The sequence below is a fragment of the Mucilaginibacter sp. CAU 1740 genome, assembly GCF_039839285.1.
GTDB lineage: Bacteria > Bacteroidota > Bacteroidia > Sphingobacteriales > Sphingobacteriaceae > Mucilaginibacter.
Genome location: NZ_JBDOQS010000021.1, coordinates 38,319 through 55,958, shown reverse-complemented (window position 1 = coordinate 55,958; position 17,640 = coordinate 38,319). Strand labels below are relative to the sequence as shown.

General features: G+C 44.8%; 14 protein-coding genes. 8 read left to right on the top strand and 6 right to left on the bottom strand.

The genetic code is table 11. The annotated features are described in order from the left end of the window. Positions 1 to 20 precede the first annotated feature (20 nt). The gene (locus AAFN85_RS30935; RefSeq protein ID WP_347531838.1) at positions 21 to 2,501 is read left to right on the top strand and encodes a glycoside hydrolase family 31 protein; all 2,481 of its coding nucleotides are present in this window, start codon (positions 21 to 23) and stop codon (positions 2,499 to 2,501) included. Between the two features lie 419 nt (positions 2,502 to 2,920). Here the strand turns inward: AAFN85_RS30935 and AAFN85_RS30930 are convergent, their stop codons facing one another. Beyond that, positions 2,921 to 3,604, bottom strand: a complete 684-nt coding sequence (locus AAFN85_RS30930; RefSeq protein WP_022834069.1) for an NUDIX domain-containing protein — start codon at positions 3,602 to 3,604, stop codon at positions 2,921 to 2,923. A gap of 138 nt (positions 3,605 to 3,742) precedes the next feature. Here AAFN85_RS30930 and pfkA point away from each other — a divergent pair, with 138 nt between their 5' ends. From pfkA to AAFN85_RS30905, 5 genes are all read left to right on the top strand, one after another. After that, positions 3,743 to 4,729 carry a 6-phosphofructokinase gene (gene pfkA / locus AAFN85_RS30925; RefSeq protein WP_347531837.1) on the top strand — a complete coding sequence of 329 codons (987 nt, stop codon included), beginning with the start codon at positions 3,743 to 3,745 and terminating at the stop codon, positions 4,727 to 4,729. Between the two features lie 6 nt (positions 4,730 to 4,735). Beyond that, a complete protein-coding gene (locus AAFN85_RS30920) occupies positions 4,736 to 5,584 on the top strand; it encodes a hypothetical protein (protein ID WP_347531836.1) in 849 nt (282 codons plus the stop codon). 6 nt (positions 5,585 to 5,590) lie between these two features. Then, positions 5,591 to 6,586, top strand: coding sequence for a type I glyceraldehyde-3-phosphate dehydrogenase (gene gap, locus AAFN85_RS30915; protein ID WP_347531835.1), 996 nt, complete (start codon positions 5,591 to 5,593; stop codon positions 6,584 to 6,586). Positions 6,587 to 7,059: 473 nt separating this feature from the next. Next, complete coding sequence (locus AAFN85_RS30910) at positions 7,060 to 7,365, top strand: GIY-YIG nuclease family protein (RefSeq protein ID WP_347531834.1); 306 nt, start codon at positions 7,060 to 7,062, stop codon at positions 7,363 to 7,365. A 376-nt stretch (positions 7,366 to 7,741) separates the two neighbouring features. Continuing rightward, complete coding sequence (locus AAFN85_RS30905; protein WP_347531833.1) at positions 7,742 to 8,884, top strand: hypothetical protein; 1,143 nt, start codon at positions 7,742 to 7,744, stop codon at positions 8,882 to 8,884. Between the two features lie 433 nt (positions 8,885 to 9,317). On the opposite strand, the gene AAFN85_RS30900 is transcribed toward AAFN85_RS30905, so the two are convergent. Then, on the bottom strand, positions 9,318 to 10,292 hold the full coding sequence (locus AAFN85_RS30900; RefSeq protein WP_347531832.1) for a DUF6371 domain-containing protein: 975 nt from the start codon (positions 10,290 to 10,292) through the stop codon (positions 9,318 to 9,320). Positions 10,293 to 10,550: 258 nt separating this feature from the next. Beyond that, positions 10,551 to 11,621: an AAA family ATPase gene (locus AAFN85_RS30895; RefSeq protein WP_347531831.1), complete on the bottom strand. Its 1,071-nt coding sequence runs from the start codon at positions 11,619 to 11,621 to the stop codon at positions 10,551 to 10,553. Positions 11,622 to 12,192: 571 nt separating this feature from the next. Here AAFN85_RS30895 and AAFN85_RS30890 point away from each other — a divergent pair. Further along, positions 12,193 to 13,227: a hypothetical protein gene (locus AAFN85_RS30890; RefSeq protein WP_347531830.1), complete on the top strand. Its 1,035-nt coding sequence runs from the start codon at positions 12,193 to 12,195 to the stop codon at positions 13,225 to 13,227. 140 nt (positions 13,228 to 13,367) lie between these two features. Here the strand turns inward: AAFN85_RS30890 and AAFN85_RS30885 are convergent, their stop codons facing one another. From AAFN85_RS30885 to AAFN85_RS30875, 3 genes are all read right to left on the bottom strand, one after another. Next, complete coding sequence (locus AAFN85_RS30885; protein WP_347531829.1) at positions 13,368 to 13,727, bottom strand: hypothetical protein; 360 nt, start codon at positions 13,725 to 13,727, stop codon at positions 13,368 to 13,370. Positions 13,728 to 13,926: 199 nt separating this feature from the next. Next, a complete protein-coding gene (locus tag AAFN85_RS30880) occupies positions 13,927 to 14,355 on the bottom strand; it encodes a MarR family transcriptional regulator (protein WP_347531828.1) in 429 nt (142 codons plus the stop codon). Between the two features lie 3 nt (positions 14,356 to 14,358). Further along, complete coding sequence (locus AAFN85_RS30875) at positions 14,359 to 14,880, bottom strand: GNAT family N-acetyltransferase (RefSeq protein WP_347531827.1); 522 nt, start codon at positions 14,878 to 14,880, stop codon at positions 14,359 to 14,361. Between the two features lie 396 nt (positions 14,881 to 15,276). Here AAFN85_RS30875 and glgB point away from each other — a divergent pair, with 396 nt between their 5' ends. Continuing rightward, positions 15,277 to 17,532, top strand: coding sequence for a 1,4-alpha-glucan branching protein GlgB (gene glgB / locus AAFN85_RS30870; RefSeq protein ID WP_347531826.1), 2,256 nt, complete (start codon positions 15,277 to 15,279; stop codon positions 17,530 to 17,532). Positions 17,533 to 17,640 lie beyond the last annotated feature (108 nt).

The following is a 17,640-nucleotide window of genomic DNA, read 5'->3' as shown; positions in this document are numbered from 1 at the left end:
AACCCAACTAAATTGTTTTAATGGAAAGTAATACCCCAAATCCAAATCCGGAGCTGATTACCAGCAAATTGACCGAGATTGAAAATCTGATAGAAGAAGAAGAGGAGTTTCACCACCTTAATAACCCTGCCGATGGTATTAAGCCTGTAGTTAAAAAATACCTCGGTGTACCGACCAATGCACAGCAAGTTGGCAATAAATTTTACTTTACCGATGGCGATGCCAAAGTTGAGGTTATTGTAGTTACCGACGAGATTATCCGTGTACGCCTTGCACCGCACAGCGTTTTTTTAGAAGATTTCTCGTACGGTGTGCCCAAACTGCCAACCAAAGCGGCAGGTTTTTCTTTGCACGAGGATGAGAACGAGTTTCGCGTGTCAACATACAAGGTAAATTGCCATATCCGTAAAAAGGATTTCTTTATCTCTTTTTCGGATGGTAATAACCACGTAACCAGTATGGATGCCGTGCCTATGCACTGGGAAGAGAACGTACAGGCCGGTGGTTACTACGTATTTTGTACCAAAACATGCGCGCCTGATGAAAGCTTTTTCGGTCTTGGCGATAAACCAACCGAACTAAACTTACGCGGCAAACGCTTAAAAAACTGGAATACGGATGCCTATTCGTTTCAATGGAACCAGGATCCGCTTTACCGCAGCATCCCTTTTTACATCAGCGTAAACGAGGGTATTGCACACGGTATTTTCTTTGATAATACATTTAAAGCCCAGTTTGATTTTGGTTCGGAAGATCGTACTAAAACGAGTTTCTGGGCTGATGGGGGCGAATTACAATATTACTATATCCACGGTCCGCATATGATGGACGTGGTAAAAAGCTACCACACCCTTACCGGTACGCACCCTATGCCACCGCTTTGGGCCTTGGGTTATCACCAGTGCCGTTGGAGCTATTACCCTGAAGCCAAAGTGCGTAAAATTGCACGTGGCTTCCGCGAAAACAAGATCCCTTGCGATGGTATCTATCTGGATATCGATTATATGGATGGCTACCGTTGCTTTACCTGGAACCGCAAGTACTTCCCCGATCCTAAAAAGATGATCAGCGAACTTGCTGCCGATGGTTTTAAAACCGTGGTAATTATTGATCCGGGTATCCGCGTGGATGATAACTACTCGGTGTTTAAGGAAGGTAAGGAGAAGAAATACTTCTGCCGCCGTAGCGACGATTACTTTATGGAAGGCCACGTATGGCCGGGCCGTTGCCAGTTCCCAGATTTTACCAACCCTGAAGTACGTGAGTGGTGGGGTGGTTTGTTTGATGAACTGGTGCAGATGGGCGTTGCCGGTGTTTGGAACGATATGAACGAACCAGCCGTATTTGGCGCGGGTACTTTCCCGGATGATGTTCGTCACCAGTATGATGGCTACCGCGGTTCGCACCGTAAGGCCCACAATGTTTACGGTATGCAGATGGTGCGCTCAACCTACGAAGGTTTGCGCAAGATCATGAAAAATAAACGCCCTTTCACCATTACCAGGGCAGGTTACTCGGGCGTGCAGCGCTTTTCATCGGTGTGGACCGGCGATAACGTGGCCAGCTGGGAACACCTTAAAATAGGTAATATCCAATGCCAGCGCCTTTCTATTTCAGGTATCCCTTTCTGCGGAACTGATATAGGCGGCTTCAGCGGCGAGCCTGATGGCGAATTGTTTACCCGCTGGATCCAGATGGGAACCTTCTCACCATTTATGCGTGCGCACTCGGCAGGTGATACCAAAGAGCGTGAACCATGGAGCTTTGGCGAGCCATTTACCGCTATCAACCGTAAATTCATTGAGTTGCGTTACCGTTTGATCCCTTACCTGTACTCAACCTTCTGGGAGCATCACCGTTACGGTTTCCCTATTTTGAGGCCGATAGTAATGCACGAGCAAGATACGGTGATGAACCACTTCCGCCAGGATGAGTTTACTTATGGCGATAAGATCTTGGTTTGCCCGGTAATGGAACCTGGTCAGCGCAAGCGTAATGTTTACCTGCCAAAAGGCAAATGGTACAACTTCTGGACCTATGAGGTTGTAGATGGCGGTCAGGAAGTATCGGTAGATACCCCGTTAGAAACCATGCCTGTATTTGTAAAAGCCGGTTCGGTAATTCCGGAGTACCCGGTAATGCAATACGTTGGTCAGCACGAAATTGAAGAAGTTAAGCTGAATATTTATTATACCGATTACGAGGTTAACTCCTTCCTGTTTGAAGATTACGGCGAAACTTTTGCCTACGAGCAGGATATTTACCTCGAGAAAAAATTCGTGGTAAACGGCGATGCCAAACACGTAACCATCGATCAAAGTCTGGAAGGTTTATACACCCCGCGCTATGATGGCTACCACTTTAACCTGATCGGCTTCCCTTTCAAACCATCAAAAATTACTGTTGATGGCAAGGATGTGAAAGAGTTTCAGTTAAATGATGATAACACGATTGAGTTTAAATACACCAAAACGTTTAAGCATATTGAGATAAGTAAGTAGGTCTCATCGCAACTTTTTTTTAAGTATAAAACAATCCCCGATAATCAGGTTAGCCCTGTAATCGGGGATTGTTTGTTTATGGCGGTGTTGGGTTGTACGTCCGTCCGTACAGTTGTGTCACTATCCTAACCGACGGGTTGTGGACACTAATCAAGAAGTATTTTTCCACCATGTCATTGCGAGGTACGAAGCAATCGCGAACTTTTTACAGGGTGGATCTGCATAGCCCCTCGGCCTCCGTGCGATTGCTTCGTGCCTCGCAATGACGTGGCAGTAATGAAAAGGAAAAGGGCCGGAAAATCTTCCAGCCCTTTTCTTTTTTTATCTCAAAATCCAGACTCTCTTGTTTCCTGACTCTTGACTTCCTGAATCTATCTTTTCTTATCTCCTGCTTCTTGATTTCCTGCCTCTATAACCCGCTATACCAGGTTCATCTCTCCCTGAAAAATCTTCCCATACTTACGCTTATCAAACTTATACAGCTTGGCGGCGCGGTATGATACCCCTTTTTGCTTCTCATCCAGCTCTTTCAAAAAGCCGTAGCTCAGCATTTTTTTGCGGAAATTGCGTTTATCCAGCTTTTTATCCAGCACGGCCTCATAAAGCGATTGTAGTTGGGTAAGGGTAAATTTCTCTGGCAATAACTCGAATGCTATCGGTTGATAGTGCAGGCGGCGTTTAATTTTGTTAAAGCCTGTTTTGAAGATCTCACTATGGTCGAAGGCCAATTTAGGCAGCTCGCTTACCGGGTGCCAGAAGGCTTTTTTGGCGTATTGGGTTACCGGGCGCAGTTCTTTTTGGCCGTTTATGCGGATAAGCGCATAGTAGGCCACCGTAATTACACGGCCCTGCGGGTGACGGTTTACCTCGCCAAAGGTGTGGAACTGCTGCATGTGCATATCGCGCAGGCCTGTAAGCTCGTACAGTATCCGCTCGGCAGCATCATCAATACTCTCGTCCTGCTCAACAATATAGCCGGGCAGTGCCAGCCAGTCTTTATATGGCTCTTCGTTTCGCTCAATGAGCAAAATTTTGAGCTCGCCGGCTTCAAAGCCGAATATCACGCAGTCTATCGAGAATACGGAATCAAACTTGGGTAACATTAGTTCCAAACTATTAGTGAGATTTAGTTAATAAGTTTAAAGATATAGCCTTAATCTCTAATCCAAAAAAAAATAAATAAAATTTAATGGTGTAAATTACACACAGTATCTTCGTGGCGATAAACCAAGGAGTGAAAGATGCGTAAAATTTCAAAAATAGGGGTTTTAACTTCGGGCGGCGATGCTCCCGGAATGAACCCTTGTATTCGCGCTGTTGTTAGAACAGCCCTTTACAACGGACTGGAAGTTGTAGGTATAAGGCAAGGTTACAAAGGCCTTATTGATAACGACATGTACGAGATGGACAGGCGTTCGGTAAGTAACATCCTTAATTTAGGCGGTACCATTTTAAAAACCGCGCGTTGCCTGCCCTTCAAAACCGACGAAGGTATGGAGCAAGCCTACAAACATGCCAAAGAACGCGGCATTGATGCTCTGGTGGTTATCGGTGGCGATGGTACTTTTACCGGCGCGTTACGTTTCTCGCGTAAATACCCTGATATAGCTGTAATGGGCGTACCAGGTACTATTGATAATGACCTTTGCGGCTCTACCTATACCCTGGGCTTTGATACCGCTACAAACACGGTTATCGAAGCTATCGACAAGATCCGTGATACTGCCGATGCGCATGATCGTTTATTTTTTATTGAGGTAATGGGTCGCGATTCGGGCGCTATTGCTTTGCGTGCCGGTATCTCATGCGGTGCCGAGGCTATTTTATTGCCAGAGCGTACCACGGCTATTCATGATCTGATCCAGAACCTGAAAGAGGGCCACATGAACAAAAAATCATCAAGCATTGTAATTGTTGCCGAAGGCGATAAAAACGGCGGTGTTTATGATGTGGCAAAGGCTGTACAACAAGAAGTTAAAAACTACGATATAAAAGTTACTATATTAGGCCACTTGCAACGCGGAGGCGCACCATCAAGTTTCGACCGTATTTTGGGTAGCAGACTTGGCTTCGCGGCAGTTAATGCTTTAATAGCCGGCGAATCGCAAAAAATGGTAGGTTTGCAGGCTAACCATATCCTGATGACCGATCTGGAGCAGGCGCTTAACCATCATGAGTTTAAGCTGGAGCCAGATCTTTTACAAATGATGGATATTTTATCGATATAAAAATTAATGATTGCAGTTGTTTATAGCGGATCGTACTTTGCACATTGGCGGCTTACTGACAAGGGGCGCACTATTGCCTCTTTTAAAACCAATGGCATTAATCCCTATTTTAACGATGAGAAGCACATTCTGCAACTGCTAAACAAAAACATTAACCTCATACACCACGCCGAAGAGATAAAACGCATTTACTTCTTCGGCGCGGGTGCCTCGTCTGACGAGCGCCGCCAGATAGTTCACAACGCCTTCGCCCAGTTTTTTAAATTCGGCAAAATAACTGTTGAGCATGATATTGCCGGTGCTGCCATTGCCTGTTGTAAAAACGAGCCGGGCATTATCAGCATTTGCGGCAGCGGAACCAACGCCGCCTGGTACGATGGTAAAAAGGTTGCAACCAACAATTACGGCTTAGGCTATATCCTTGCCGATGAAGGCTCAGGCAACTGGTTGGGCCGCCAGCTGATAAAAGGTTTCATGAACGATACGCTGCCGCCATCACTGCGCAAAAAGTTTATACACAAGTACGATGCCGACCGTAAAAACCTGCTCGAGAAGGTTTACCGTCAAAAACAGCCGGCATTATTCCTGAGTTCCTTTACCGATTTTTATCTCGATAATAAGGCAGACCATCATCTGCAAAGCGTCATAAAAAAAGGATTTAGTAAGCTAATTTCCACATATTTGCTACCTTTATACCAGCAACATCCCGAGGCGGGAATACACTTCGCCGGGTCGGTTGCCTTTAATTTTCAGGAGCATTTACATGAGGCCGCCGCCGAGGCCGAGTTGCAGATCACTAACATTATTAAAGAACCCATAAATAATCTATTAACCTACTATTCAAGTAAAAATTAAAAAATCATGAAAATAGGAATTAACGGTTTCGGCCGTATTGGCCGCCTGGCATTCAGGGCTGCAATTGAAAGACCAGACATTGAAGTTGTTGGTATTAATGACCTTGTTGAGCCAGATTACATGGCTTACATGTTAAAATACGATTCAACTCATGGTCAGTTCAAAGGCACTATTGCTGTTGAAGGTGGTCATTTGGTTGTTAACGGTAAAACCATCCGTGTTACTGCCGAGAAAGACCCTGCTAACCTTAAATGGAACGAAGTAGGTGCTGAGGTAGTAATTGAATCTACCGGTTTATTCTTAACCCAGGAAACTGCTCAAAAACACATCGACGCCGGTGCTAAAAAAGTAGTAATGAGCGCCCCTGCAAAAGATGATACCCCTACATTTGTAATGGGTGTTAACCATAAAGAACTGAAAGCCGATCAAAACATCGTTTCAAACGCTTCATGTACCACCAACTGTTTAGCACCTATCGCTAAAGTATTGGACGATAACTTTGGTATTGAAGAAGGCTTAATGACTACTGTACACGCTGTTACAGCTACCCAAAAAACAGTTGACGGCCCATCGGCTAAAGACTGGAGAGGTGGCCGTGGTGCTTACCAAAACATCATCCCTTCATCAACAGGTGCTGCTAAAGCGGTTGGTTTAGTATTACCTCAGTTAAAAGGTAAATTAACCGGCATGAGCTTACGTGTACCAGTTGCCGACGTATCTGTAGTTGACTTAACTGTACGTTTGAAAAAAGGTGCATCTTACGAAGCCATCAAAGCAGCTATGAAAGCAGCATCAGAAGGCGAACTAAAAGGCATCCTTGGTTACACTGAAGATGAAGTTGTATCTGAAGATTTTAAAGGCGATGCACGTACTTCAATTTTTGATGCCAAAGCCGGTATCGGCCTGAATGATAACTTCGTAAAAGTTGTATCATGGTACGATAACGAGTGGGGTTACTCAAACAAACTGATTGACCTTGTTGAAGAACTTGGCAAATTATAATCGCTGATTTTTCAGATCATATAAAAAACGTCCTTCGGTTAGCCGAAGGGCGTTTTTTTGTTTAAAAGCTATAGCGGATTAGCCGCCCTTCTCCATCACGTCATTGCGAGGTACGAAGCAATCGCGAACTGTACCGAGCGAATTTGCATAGCCGCCATCGCCCTCTCCACCACGTCATTGCGAGGCATGAAGCAATCGCGAACTATACAGAGCGAATTTGCACAGCCGCCATCGCCCTCTCCACCACGTCATTGCGAGGTACGAAGCAATCGCGAACTTTACAGGGCGAATCTGCATAGCCCCTCGGCTTCCGTGCGATTGCTTCGTACCTCGCAATGACGTGGTGGCTGTACGTCCGTCCGTAACCCTGTGTTACAGTATTTAGGAACGGATGGTGGACAGGCTGCGAAAAAGCAGGCAGTTTTTCAAACTCCAACTTCCCAAACACGCAAATCTTCCTTAATATTACGCCTATGGTTATGCAACGCGGCGGATGTGTTTACATCATCACCAATAAAAATAACTCCGTACTATACACCGGGGTAACGTCTGATATTATAGGTAGAATATATGACCACAAAAACAAAACCTACCCCCAAAGTTTTGCAGCCAAATACAACTGTAATAAGTTAGTTTACTACCTATTTTATCATCATATAGAAGAAGCAATAGCCGCCGAAAAAACCCTAAAAGCTGGCAACAGGCAAATGAAGGTTAAACTTGTTGAAGAACTAAATCCTGAATGGAAGGATTTGTATGATGATTTAATAAAGGATTAATTATTATATAACTGCTCGCCGCCACGTCATTGCGAGGTACGAAGCAATCGCGAACTGTACAGGGGGATTTGCAAGGCTGTGATCACCTCATCACCAGCCCCCTTACCTCACCACCACGTCATTGCGAGGTACGAAGCAATCGCGAACTGTACAGGGCGGATTGTAAGGCCATCATTACTCCACCACACCGCCTTACCTCCCCCACCACGTCATTACGAGAAACGAAGTAATTGCGAACTGTACAGAGCGGGTTTGCAAAAGCTGTCTAATATAAATACTCTTCTAAGGGAACGTTTGGGGAATTAATATAATTGATTAATTTACATTACTATAAATCAGTTATAATACCTATACCTTCAAACAATCAAATCTTATAATGGGTAAGCCAGAAAAAAAAGAAGAGAATGAAAAAATTTCAATTGAGAAAGCAATTGAAAAAACAGGATATGTTTTAGAGCATAAGGTAGCTTCGATGCTTGAAAAAGAAAACTGGTCTGTTATTCATAATCGATATTATTTAGATGATGTGACCGAACTCCAAAGGGAAATGGATATGATTGCATATAAGACGCTATTACTCGAAGATGATGTTATGTTATTTACAGCACTAATAATAAGTTGTAAAAAAAATTCGGAGTTTGATTGGGTTTTTCTTACGCGGAAAGCTCCAGGAATGAATGTGAATATAAACATGCTACCAGTAAATTTTTCTTCAAATGTTGAGGTATTTAATTATCAAATAAGCGAAATCGATTGGTCAAAAGAAAAATTCATCAAAAAGTACGACTCCAATAGTCTTATCAATAAGATGTATAATTACAATAGGGTAGTGTTTGCTTATCAGGAAATAAAAAAATCTAACAATGCGCCCAGCAACGATTCTAATATTTATTCAAGCATCGCCTCACTCATTAAAGCACAAGCATATGAAGTTTCTTCACTTAAAGATGGCAGGAAAAAAGATCAAAAATATATTTATAATATAAATTTATTATCCGTTGCCGATCTTAATTTTCATGAACTCCATTATGAAGACGATAAAGTAACTACAACAGAAATAAATAGAATAAATTATTTAAATCGCTTTTTGATTAGTAGCCAAGAACAACATTATAAAATTGATTTTATAAAATTCGATAGTTTAAAGTCTGTTATTGAAGAGTATGATACTCTTCATAAATGGAACATTAATTTTTGCAAAACACTTAGTAAAGACTTTTTTGCAAACGTTTTTAATGATTATAAAAAGAAAACATTTATAATTAGTAAAACCAAGTCTCAATATTTGGAATTAGTAAAGCTCTGCTATCAGCAAGAGACGGGGATCAGTAAGGATTTTACATTTTTGTTGTTAGAAAAAGATAAAAATGTACTTAATATAAATGTATCCGATATTGAGGCAGAAAACGAACGCCTTAATCTTAATGAAAGGTTACGAATTAAAACAGCCGAGTGGTTAAAAAATAATTTCAAATATTCCGGGCGTTTCACTTTTGCGGAAGATTTATTTCCATTTTAATCGTAATCTCAACTGCCGCAATATACAGCGAAGATAAAAACATGCCGTGTTCGCGATTGCTTCGTACCTTATAATGACGTGATCGTAAATAACTGATTATCAATTATGCTTTTTACACGTCATCACGTTTTTTTTCAGGGTTTTCCCTGATGGATACTCGCAATGACGTGGTAATGATGCGGGGCGGCGTTATGGTGATGGCAGCGCGTGCTTTTATAGCCTCTCTGTACAGTTCGCGATTGCTTCCTACCTCGCAATGACGTGGTGGTGATGCAGGGCGGCATGATGGAGACGGCAAGGCTGGCTTTTATAGCCTCTCTGCACAGTTCGCGATTGCTTCGTACCTCGCAATGACGGCTTGGAGAGTATTTTCCGTCCGTCCGTAACCTTGAACCACTCCCTCCACAGCCACCCTACGGACACCCCTAAAAACCTACCACCCCACCACATCCCCAATATCAATTCCATTCAACCTATCCGCTTCGGTAGCTATGGTTTCAAGCACGGGCGAGACGCTGAAAAGCGTATCGGGCATGGCTTGGTGCAGCTGGCGGGCTTTTAGTTTCCATTTGTCGTAGCCGTTGGCATCGGGGAAAAGCATTACCGTGCGACCTTTTAGTACGGCGCATTTGGCGGGGTTTAGGCCTTGCAGGCTTCCGCTGGCAAGCCATATAAAATCGGGGATCATGGCGCTGGCTATTATTGCTGTTTTTTCGCTTTCAACAATGGCTACGGGCATGTTGGGGTTGTCGGGCAGCAAATGCTCGCCAAACAGGCATTGTTGCAGGCTGAACACGGGCGGTTTACCTTCGGCTGTTAGTTGCTTTATAATTAGCGTGTGTGCCCAGGTAATGTGGTTAAAAGGTTCTTTTACCCGCTTGCCGGTTTCTTCGTTATACAGCATTATTTTGCCTGTACGTACATCGCCTTCGGTATCGTATTGCCAAAAAACGCAGGCACCTGGCCAATGCGTATGCGTGCCTATGTGGTAGCGTTTTACAACAGCACGCGTTATTTCCCTGCCGAAACGTTTAACCAGGTACCGTACAAAGTTGTTGTCTTTATAATTACGTAAGGAGGCGGCTACCCAGTCGGCGTGGATAGTGTATTTAACCTCGGGTTGCGCGGCGGGTGCGGGGTTTGGTGCGGGTGCTGCGGGGCTTTTACCGGGCATGTAGGGCTGGCGTTTGCGCTGGTAAGGTTTGTAGCTTCCGGGTTGGGTGGCGAAGTAGTCGCGCGGTTTTAGGTGGTAGCCGCATTTATCTTCCCTGCCGCAGCGGCCCACCTGCGGGGCAAGGTGCTGCCCGGTTTCGGTATCAATATAGCGTACAAAGCATTTATGTTGGCTGCAAACCGGGCATGTATAGCGCGATTGCATGCCCTGGTAGGGTTGTAGTTGGTATTTCATGTGATAAGTGGTGGTATAATGCCGTCATTGCGAGGTACGAAGCAATCGCGAACTGTACAGGGCGGATTTGCATAGCGGCTCGGCTTCCGTGCGATTGCTTCGTACCTCGCAATGACGTGGTGGTGAGGCAGGGGCAGATCTGCATAGCCCCTCTGCCTTTTGGGGATTGCTTCGTTCCTCGCAATGACGTGGTGGGAAAACCCGTCCATCCCCCAAAAAAACATAGTGACACCCGCCGACGGACGGACGACACCGCCGTTAAACTTTCGGGTTTAGTTTGGCGTAGGCTTTGATCAGCCTGTCGGCTTTTTGGTGCGAGATGCCCAATTGTTGCCCTATCTGCCTTAAGCTAAGGCCTTGTTGTTTTAGGTTATTGGCGTTGGTCATCATCAGTTCCTGTTCGGGATCTGCGGGGCGGGTTAGTTGTTCCCATTCTTTGCCGAAGCCCACAAACTCGTACTTTAAAAAGTTATAAGGCTTGGCTATCTGGCAGAGGCAAATGTTGCCTTCGCCGTAAAGCTGCTCGGTATTGCGCTGTTTAATTTGTTTGAGGTAGCGCATATTTACGTCGGCCTTGCTTTCGCCAATGGCAAAGGCGCTATCGCAAAAATTCATGAGCATTTTACTGCCCTGCAAATCGTTGCGGGTAATGGGCATACTTGTATCGCGTTTTGGTGTATGCGCCAGCACCAGGATGCTTAGGTTATACTTGTTTTTGAGCGCTTTTAGCTGTTTCATTAAAGGCAGGGCATCCTGTGCACGTTCGGTTTCGCTGCGCAGATAGGTGAGGTTATCAATTACCAAAACCTTTGCCCCGGTTTGCTGTACCGACCGCTCGAGGGAGAAGATGAGGTAATCGTCGAAATCTGCAAACTCATGGGGCAACTCCATATCGGGGTTGAGTTCGGCACGGTAAAAGTTTTTGCCAAAGCGGTAATGGTACTCGTAATCTACCGAGTAACGGGCTTCAAACTGCTTATCGGTAAGCTCAAAATCGCAGTATAAAACAGGCTGTGCGGGTGCTTCCACATCAAAGGGATAACTACCCTCGCCTTTGCTTATGCCATCAGCAACCTGTACGGCAACGATGCTTTTGCCCAGGTTACTATCGGCAAATAAAATACATACTTCGCCCTGGTGCCAAAGCTTGCCGAAAAGCATTAAGGGTATGTCGCGCTGATGTGCCTGCTCCATCCAATGGTCGGCATGGCGTACCATGAGTACATCATCATGTTGATGCGCTAAATCTGCCTCAATCTGTTGCAGGCTTTGTTGGGCTAATTGCATTGCAGTAATGCAAGTTTTGTTGTTTGATTGTTGATCTATCATTGTTATTTATTAGTTGCGATGTTGGGGTTGATCTGGCTACTGGATTGGTATGCAGATGCAGAAGAAAATAAAACAGCATTGGCTTTGCTGTAACCTGCTTTGGGTTGCGATAAAAAAGGTTTAAAAATCCTTGCCCGGATTTTTAAAAATACCCCTCCAATAGCCTATTTATATAAGGGGCTTTGACCATTACCTTACCGGTAACTGCCTGTGCAATTGCTATGCTTGTTGTACGTCCGTCCGTAACATGGAACCCAATATTTTTTAGACGGTAGTGGACGGTGCTTAAAAAAGGGGTAAAATCCCCGGAGGTTTATTTTCGATACAATTATACAGAATTTTCTTTATTTATAAAGAATTATTTTAGAAAAAAGTAGAAGAAGTAGGTGTCCAGCGAGCTTAAAAGAAGATTGGGCACAGGGTGACGGACGGACGACAGAGAAATCACCTATCACATCGTTATTAGGCACGAAGCAATAAAAGCGTAGAGATTCAACAAAACCTAACAAATAATTGCGTATTTTAAATGCGCCATCCAAATTACCAGGACGGCGCATTTAATTATCACAAAATGAAACCTAACACCTTATTAATTTTTCTGCTTGTTTTAACTATTGTTTCCTGCAAAAAAGACAACAAACCTACCAAACCTAAGGTAACAGATATTTACCTGGCCGGAGCAGTTAACAGAAAGGCTGCATATTGGAAAAATGGCGAATTGGTTAAAGTAGACACAGTAAATACGTATTCCCCATTAATTTCTATCGCGGTACAAGGCGATGATGTTTACACATTGGGCCTATTAGGTACAAAAGGTTATAATTTTATATGTTGGAAAAATGGTAAAGAACTATACAAAGGAGACCCCGACGCCGACGCAATACCAAGAAAACTGATTGTTAGCGGCAACGATGTTTATATACTCGCCGACGTTTATGCAACTACAAACGGAGAATGGCGAAGTCACCCTACTGTTTTTAAAAATGGAATTAAAATAGAAGTAATCGATGGAGTGCTATGGGCCGGTTCAACCAGCATGGCCTTAAAGGGTAACGACATTTATGTAACAGGCTTTATACAACGCGAAGGCATGCGCGATGCATATGTATGGAAAAACGGGAATCCCATTCGGTTATCTAACAGTAAATGGATTTCCGAAGCAGATGCTATAACAATTCAGGGTAACGACATTTATATTGCAGGTACAGGTCAAAGTCAAAAAAGCGGCGTATGTTTGGTATGGAAAAATCAAGGTGTAGCTGATACGCTTGTTAGTCCATATGCTACTCCCTTTAGCGGATCATCGGCAACTGGTATAGCCGTTAATGGCAACGATGTGTACGTTGGGGGCATGGATAGTCCGGGCGATCCGTTTGGAAATGCGCATGTTGCTCACTACTCATATTGGAAAAATGGAGTTTATGCTTTATCCAACAGTGTATCAGCAAGCAGCAGCACTTATTCCGGGTCTGCATTTTATTACAATAATAATCTTTATACTGCCGGAAGTATTGGCGGGAGAGCAGGATACTGGAAAGATCTGGAGGCGGTAATAGTTTCTGAAGCATTCTCTGAAGCTTACGATATATTAATAGTAGAGCATTAATGATGCTTGCCCTCCGGCTCCCAACTGGTGCGAGTATGCAGCGCAGGGAAAAGCGTGCTGTACTTGCGACTTGTTCGGTGATGAGGGTCACGAGTACGCAATCTTACAACCCAACGCTGTAAACCCATGCCTTAAAGTAGCTATTCTGGCTTATCTATTCGTATCGAATCTACGTGACCACGTTGCCAGATCAGGATGATATCAGAAAATGCTGTTTTCGATATACTGTCTCCCGGTTCTATAAATTTCGTTGCGTCTCGCTTAAGATAAGAACTTGTTTCCTGCACAAAAATATATTCCCTTTCGTGATCGAGTTTGATCGCGATTGTTGAATGATTACTGCTTATATGCGTTATAACTCCACCGAAACTGCTTTCAAAAGTTTTTTCATATCCATCTTTCTGGGCTTTTTGTTGCTTCAATATCATTGCCACTGCAAAAATGAGTCCCGCAAAAAATGCTACAACGCAAAATAATCCAAATCCTTTGCTCATCATCATACAGAAATTCAGCTTGTGGTTGGTGTTTTCACCGTCCCACTTTCAGGGGATAATGTTGTCATTTCCATTGGTGTAACTTCTTCACATCATGTGGTATGGTGAAAACATCAACTTCAGGCTACCCGCCGAAGTTAATAAACATTTGCGGTTATCAACCAAGGAATAAGCTGCACTAAACTTACGGCAGGTATATCATTCCCTACCTCCCCAACAACCCCATAATCCCCTCCATATGCCCAACCAGCTCATCCAGTTGCTTAACGGTCATCGGAGCGATCAGATCGTTCACCTGTTGCCCGGAGGCGGTGTTTAGTTGGTGAAATACCTCCAAACCGGCATCGGTAAGGGAAAGCAGTGATACACGGGCATCATCATCAGCCGGCTGGCGACCGATAAGGCCCTGCTTTTCGAACTTTTTTAAAATGCGGCTCAGGTAGCCTTTATCGATGCTTAACTTATAAATGATATCAGAAGCGCTTAGCCGGCCCGCGGTATAAATTTCGAAGAGGATGCGGGCTTCGGCAAGGGAGTATTCGCTGTTGAGCAGGTGCTTATCCAGCAGACCGATAAGATCAGTATAAAAGCGGTTGAAGGCCCTGATCTGGTTGATGTGGTTTTGGGTGCTCATGGCTTATTGCTGGTTTAGGGTTAAATTGTAACGCTGCTCAACCACTGGCTTGCCGAAGGTGGCCGATGAGGGCTTTTGCTCGCTTAGCGTAAAGCCATAGCGGGTGTAGAGGGCAATGGCGGCGTGCTGCTCTTCGGTTGTCCAGAGGTAGGCGTTGTTGTAGCCCTGTTGGCGCATAAAATCCAGAAACTTTTCCATAAGCTTTTTCCCCAGGCCAATGCCGCGGTATTGGGGCAAAAAGATAAAGTAGCGAAACTGCACTACATCGGCACCGCGGTGCTGCGCCACCAGGAAGCCGATGATGCGGTGGTTATGTTCGCAGATCCATACTTTATCTTTTGTGGCATCGTATTCGAGGGCGAAATCTTTAAGGCCTTGTAGCACGTAGGCTTCAAAATCCAGTCCGTAGCCGCATTCTTTGGCGTATAGGTCGCCGTGAACGTGGGCGATGTAGCCGAGATCGCCAGGAAGGAGTTGGTTGCGGATCTGGATGTCGGATAGCTGGGGTGTTGTTATGGTATCCATGGTGGGTTGCTAATTTGTTTTATTAGCAAAGGAAGTTATTTTAGTTGACTTTGTCAACTAAAATATAAAACTCTAACCCGTGATAGTGTCCAATAAAATCAAAACGAACTTGGGCACAGGGTGACGGACGGACTACAGAGCAATCACCCACCCGTCATTGCGAGGTACGAAGCAATCGCGAACCGTACAGGGCAGATTTGCATAGCCCCTCGGCTTCCGTGCGATTGCTTCGTGCCTCGCAATGACGTGGTGGTGATAACGGCGGCAAGGTTCAAAAATAAATTCCCAAATCCCTGCATAGTATTTTAATCCTGTTATATTTGATTGTATATAAACCAAACTCAATCCTGTGTTTTGGGTTATCATACGGTACCCAAATAGGTTATTTCATATCTCATGGCCAAAAAAACAACTCAAACCGAAACTCCCTTACCAGACGCGAAGCCTGTAAAAGAGAAAAAAGCAGGCACTAAGGCCAAAACAGAACAAGTTAAGCCGCCAGTTGAAGCTGCCCCTGCTAAAAAAGCAACCAAAGCTAAAGCTGTTGTGGCTGCCGATAAACCCGCTGCTGCAAAGAAACCTGCCGCTGCTAAAGCTGCTAAGCCTGCTGCTACCGATAAGCCAGCACCTGTTAAAAAAGCCGTTTCGGCAAAAGCTAAGGCAACTACTGTTGAAACTACCGAAGTTGCAGCGCCTCAACAGCCTGTACAGTTAAAGGCAGTTGAGCCTTACAGCCGTTTTACTGATTTTGATATCAGTTTGTTTAAATCGGGCAAGCATTATAAGCTGTATGAAAAGCTGGGATCGCATGTGGTGGAGCATTTGGGTGTTGTGGGTACTTACTTTGCGGTTTGGGCACCTAACGCGCAATATGTAGCGGTTATTGGTAATTTTAATGGATGGAACAGGGGTTCGCATAGTTTAAATGCCCGTTGGGATTCGTCGGGCATATGGGAGGGTTTTATACCTAACATTGGCAATGGCGAAACCTATAAATATTATATAAAAGCATCGAGCGGGGAAGATCTGGAGAAGAGCGACCCGTTCGCTTTACGCTGGGAGCTGCCTCCACGTACGGCATCCATAGTAGCCGACACTTTTTACGAGTGGAATGATGAAAGCTGGATGCAAACCCGCCATGAGCATAACGGGCTGGATAGACCATATTCGGTTTACGAAGTGCATTTAGGCTCGTGGGCGCGCAACCCCGAAAGCCCTGATGAGTTTTTAACTTATACTCAACTGGCTGCCAAACTGGTACCTTACGTTAAGGAAATGGGCTTTACGCATGTAGAGTTTATGCCGATAATGGAGCACCCGTTTTACCCAAGCTGGGGTTACCAGGTGAGCGGTTATTTTGCCGCTGCATCACGTTATGGTACCCCGCAGGAACTGATGTTTTTGATTGAAGAATTTCACAAAGCCGGCGTTGGTGTGATATTGGATTGGGTTCCGTCGCATTTTCCTGGTGATGCGCATGCGCTGTACAACTTCGACGGTACGCATTTATACGAGCATGCAGATGCACGCAAAGGTTTCCACCCGGATTGGAAATCGTACATATTTAACTATGGCCGTAACGAGGTTAGGGCGTTCCTGATCAGTAACGCTATTTTTTGGTTAGAGCGATACCATGTTGACGGTTTACGGGTTGATGCTGTGGCGTCGATGCTATACCTCGATTACTCGCGCAAGCATGGCGAGTGGGAAGCCAACATATACGGCGGTAACGAAAACCTTGAGGCTATTTCATTTTTGAAGGAGTTTAACGAGGCTGTTTATGCTAACTTCCCGTCGGTGCAAACCATTGCCGAAGAATCTACTTCGTTCACGGGTGTTAGTCGCCCGGTTTATTTGGGGGGATTGGGCTTTGGCATGAAGTGGATGATGGGCTGGATGCATGATACTATTGATTATTTTCACGAGGATCCTATCCACCGTAAATACCACCACAACGAGATAACATTCAGCACCATATACGCCTTTACCGAAAACTTTATGCTGCCTTTTTCGCACGATGAGGTGGTGTACGGCAAAGGATCAATGCTGCGCAAAATGCCCGGCGATGAGTGGCAGCAATTTGCCAACCTGCGCCTGATGTACGGCTATATGTTTACCCACCCCGGCGCTAAGTTATTGTTTATGGGTGCCGAATTTGGGCAGGGCGAAGAATGGAATTTCAGCCAATCATTACAATGGCACGTGCTGCAATATCCTAACCACATCGGTATCAGCGAAACGGTGAAAGCTTTAAACCACCTTTACCGCGATGAGCCTGCACTGTACGAAAAAGCATTCTCGCACCAGGGCTTTGAATGGGTAGATGGCGGCAATGCCAACGATTCCATCCTCGTGTACCGCCGCATGGGCCACGATAGTAAAAACGACCTGATGATAGTGCTAAACATGACACCGGTTGTACGCAGAGATTACCGCATAGGCGTTCCCGTTTCCGGTAAGTGGAAAGAGATCTTCAACTCGGATAATGAAAAATACTGGGGCAGTGGTATCATCAATTACGATGCCGTACAGAGTGATCAGGTTAGCTGGCATGGTAAATCGCAATCTATCAGCATAAGCGTACCTCCATTAGGTGCTGCCGTGTTTAAAAGGTTGCCTGATGTGCCTGCTAAGTATGAGTTGAAAAAGTAGATCGTTAATATCCGGCGCATAGTCGACTCACCCGGTCTACGCTTCGCTGGACCACCCTCTCTCCGGCAAGCCGCAAAGAGGGTAAGGAAAAGAATAAAATAGAATTGA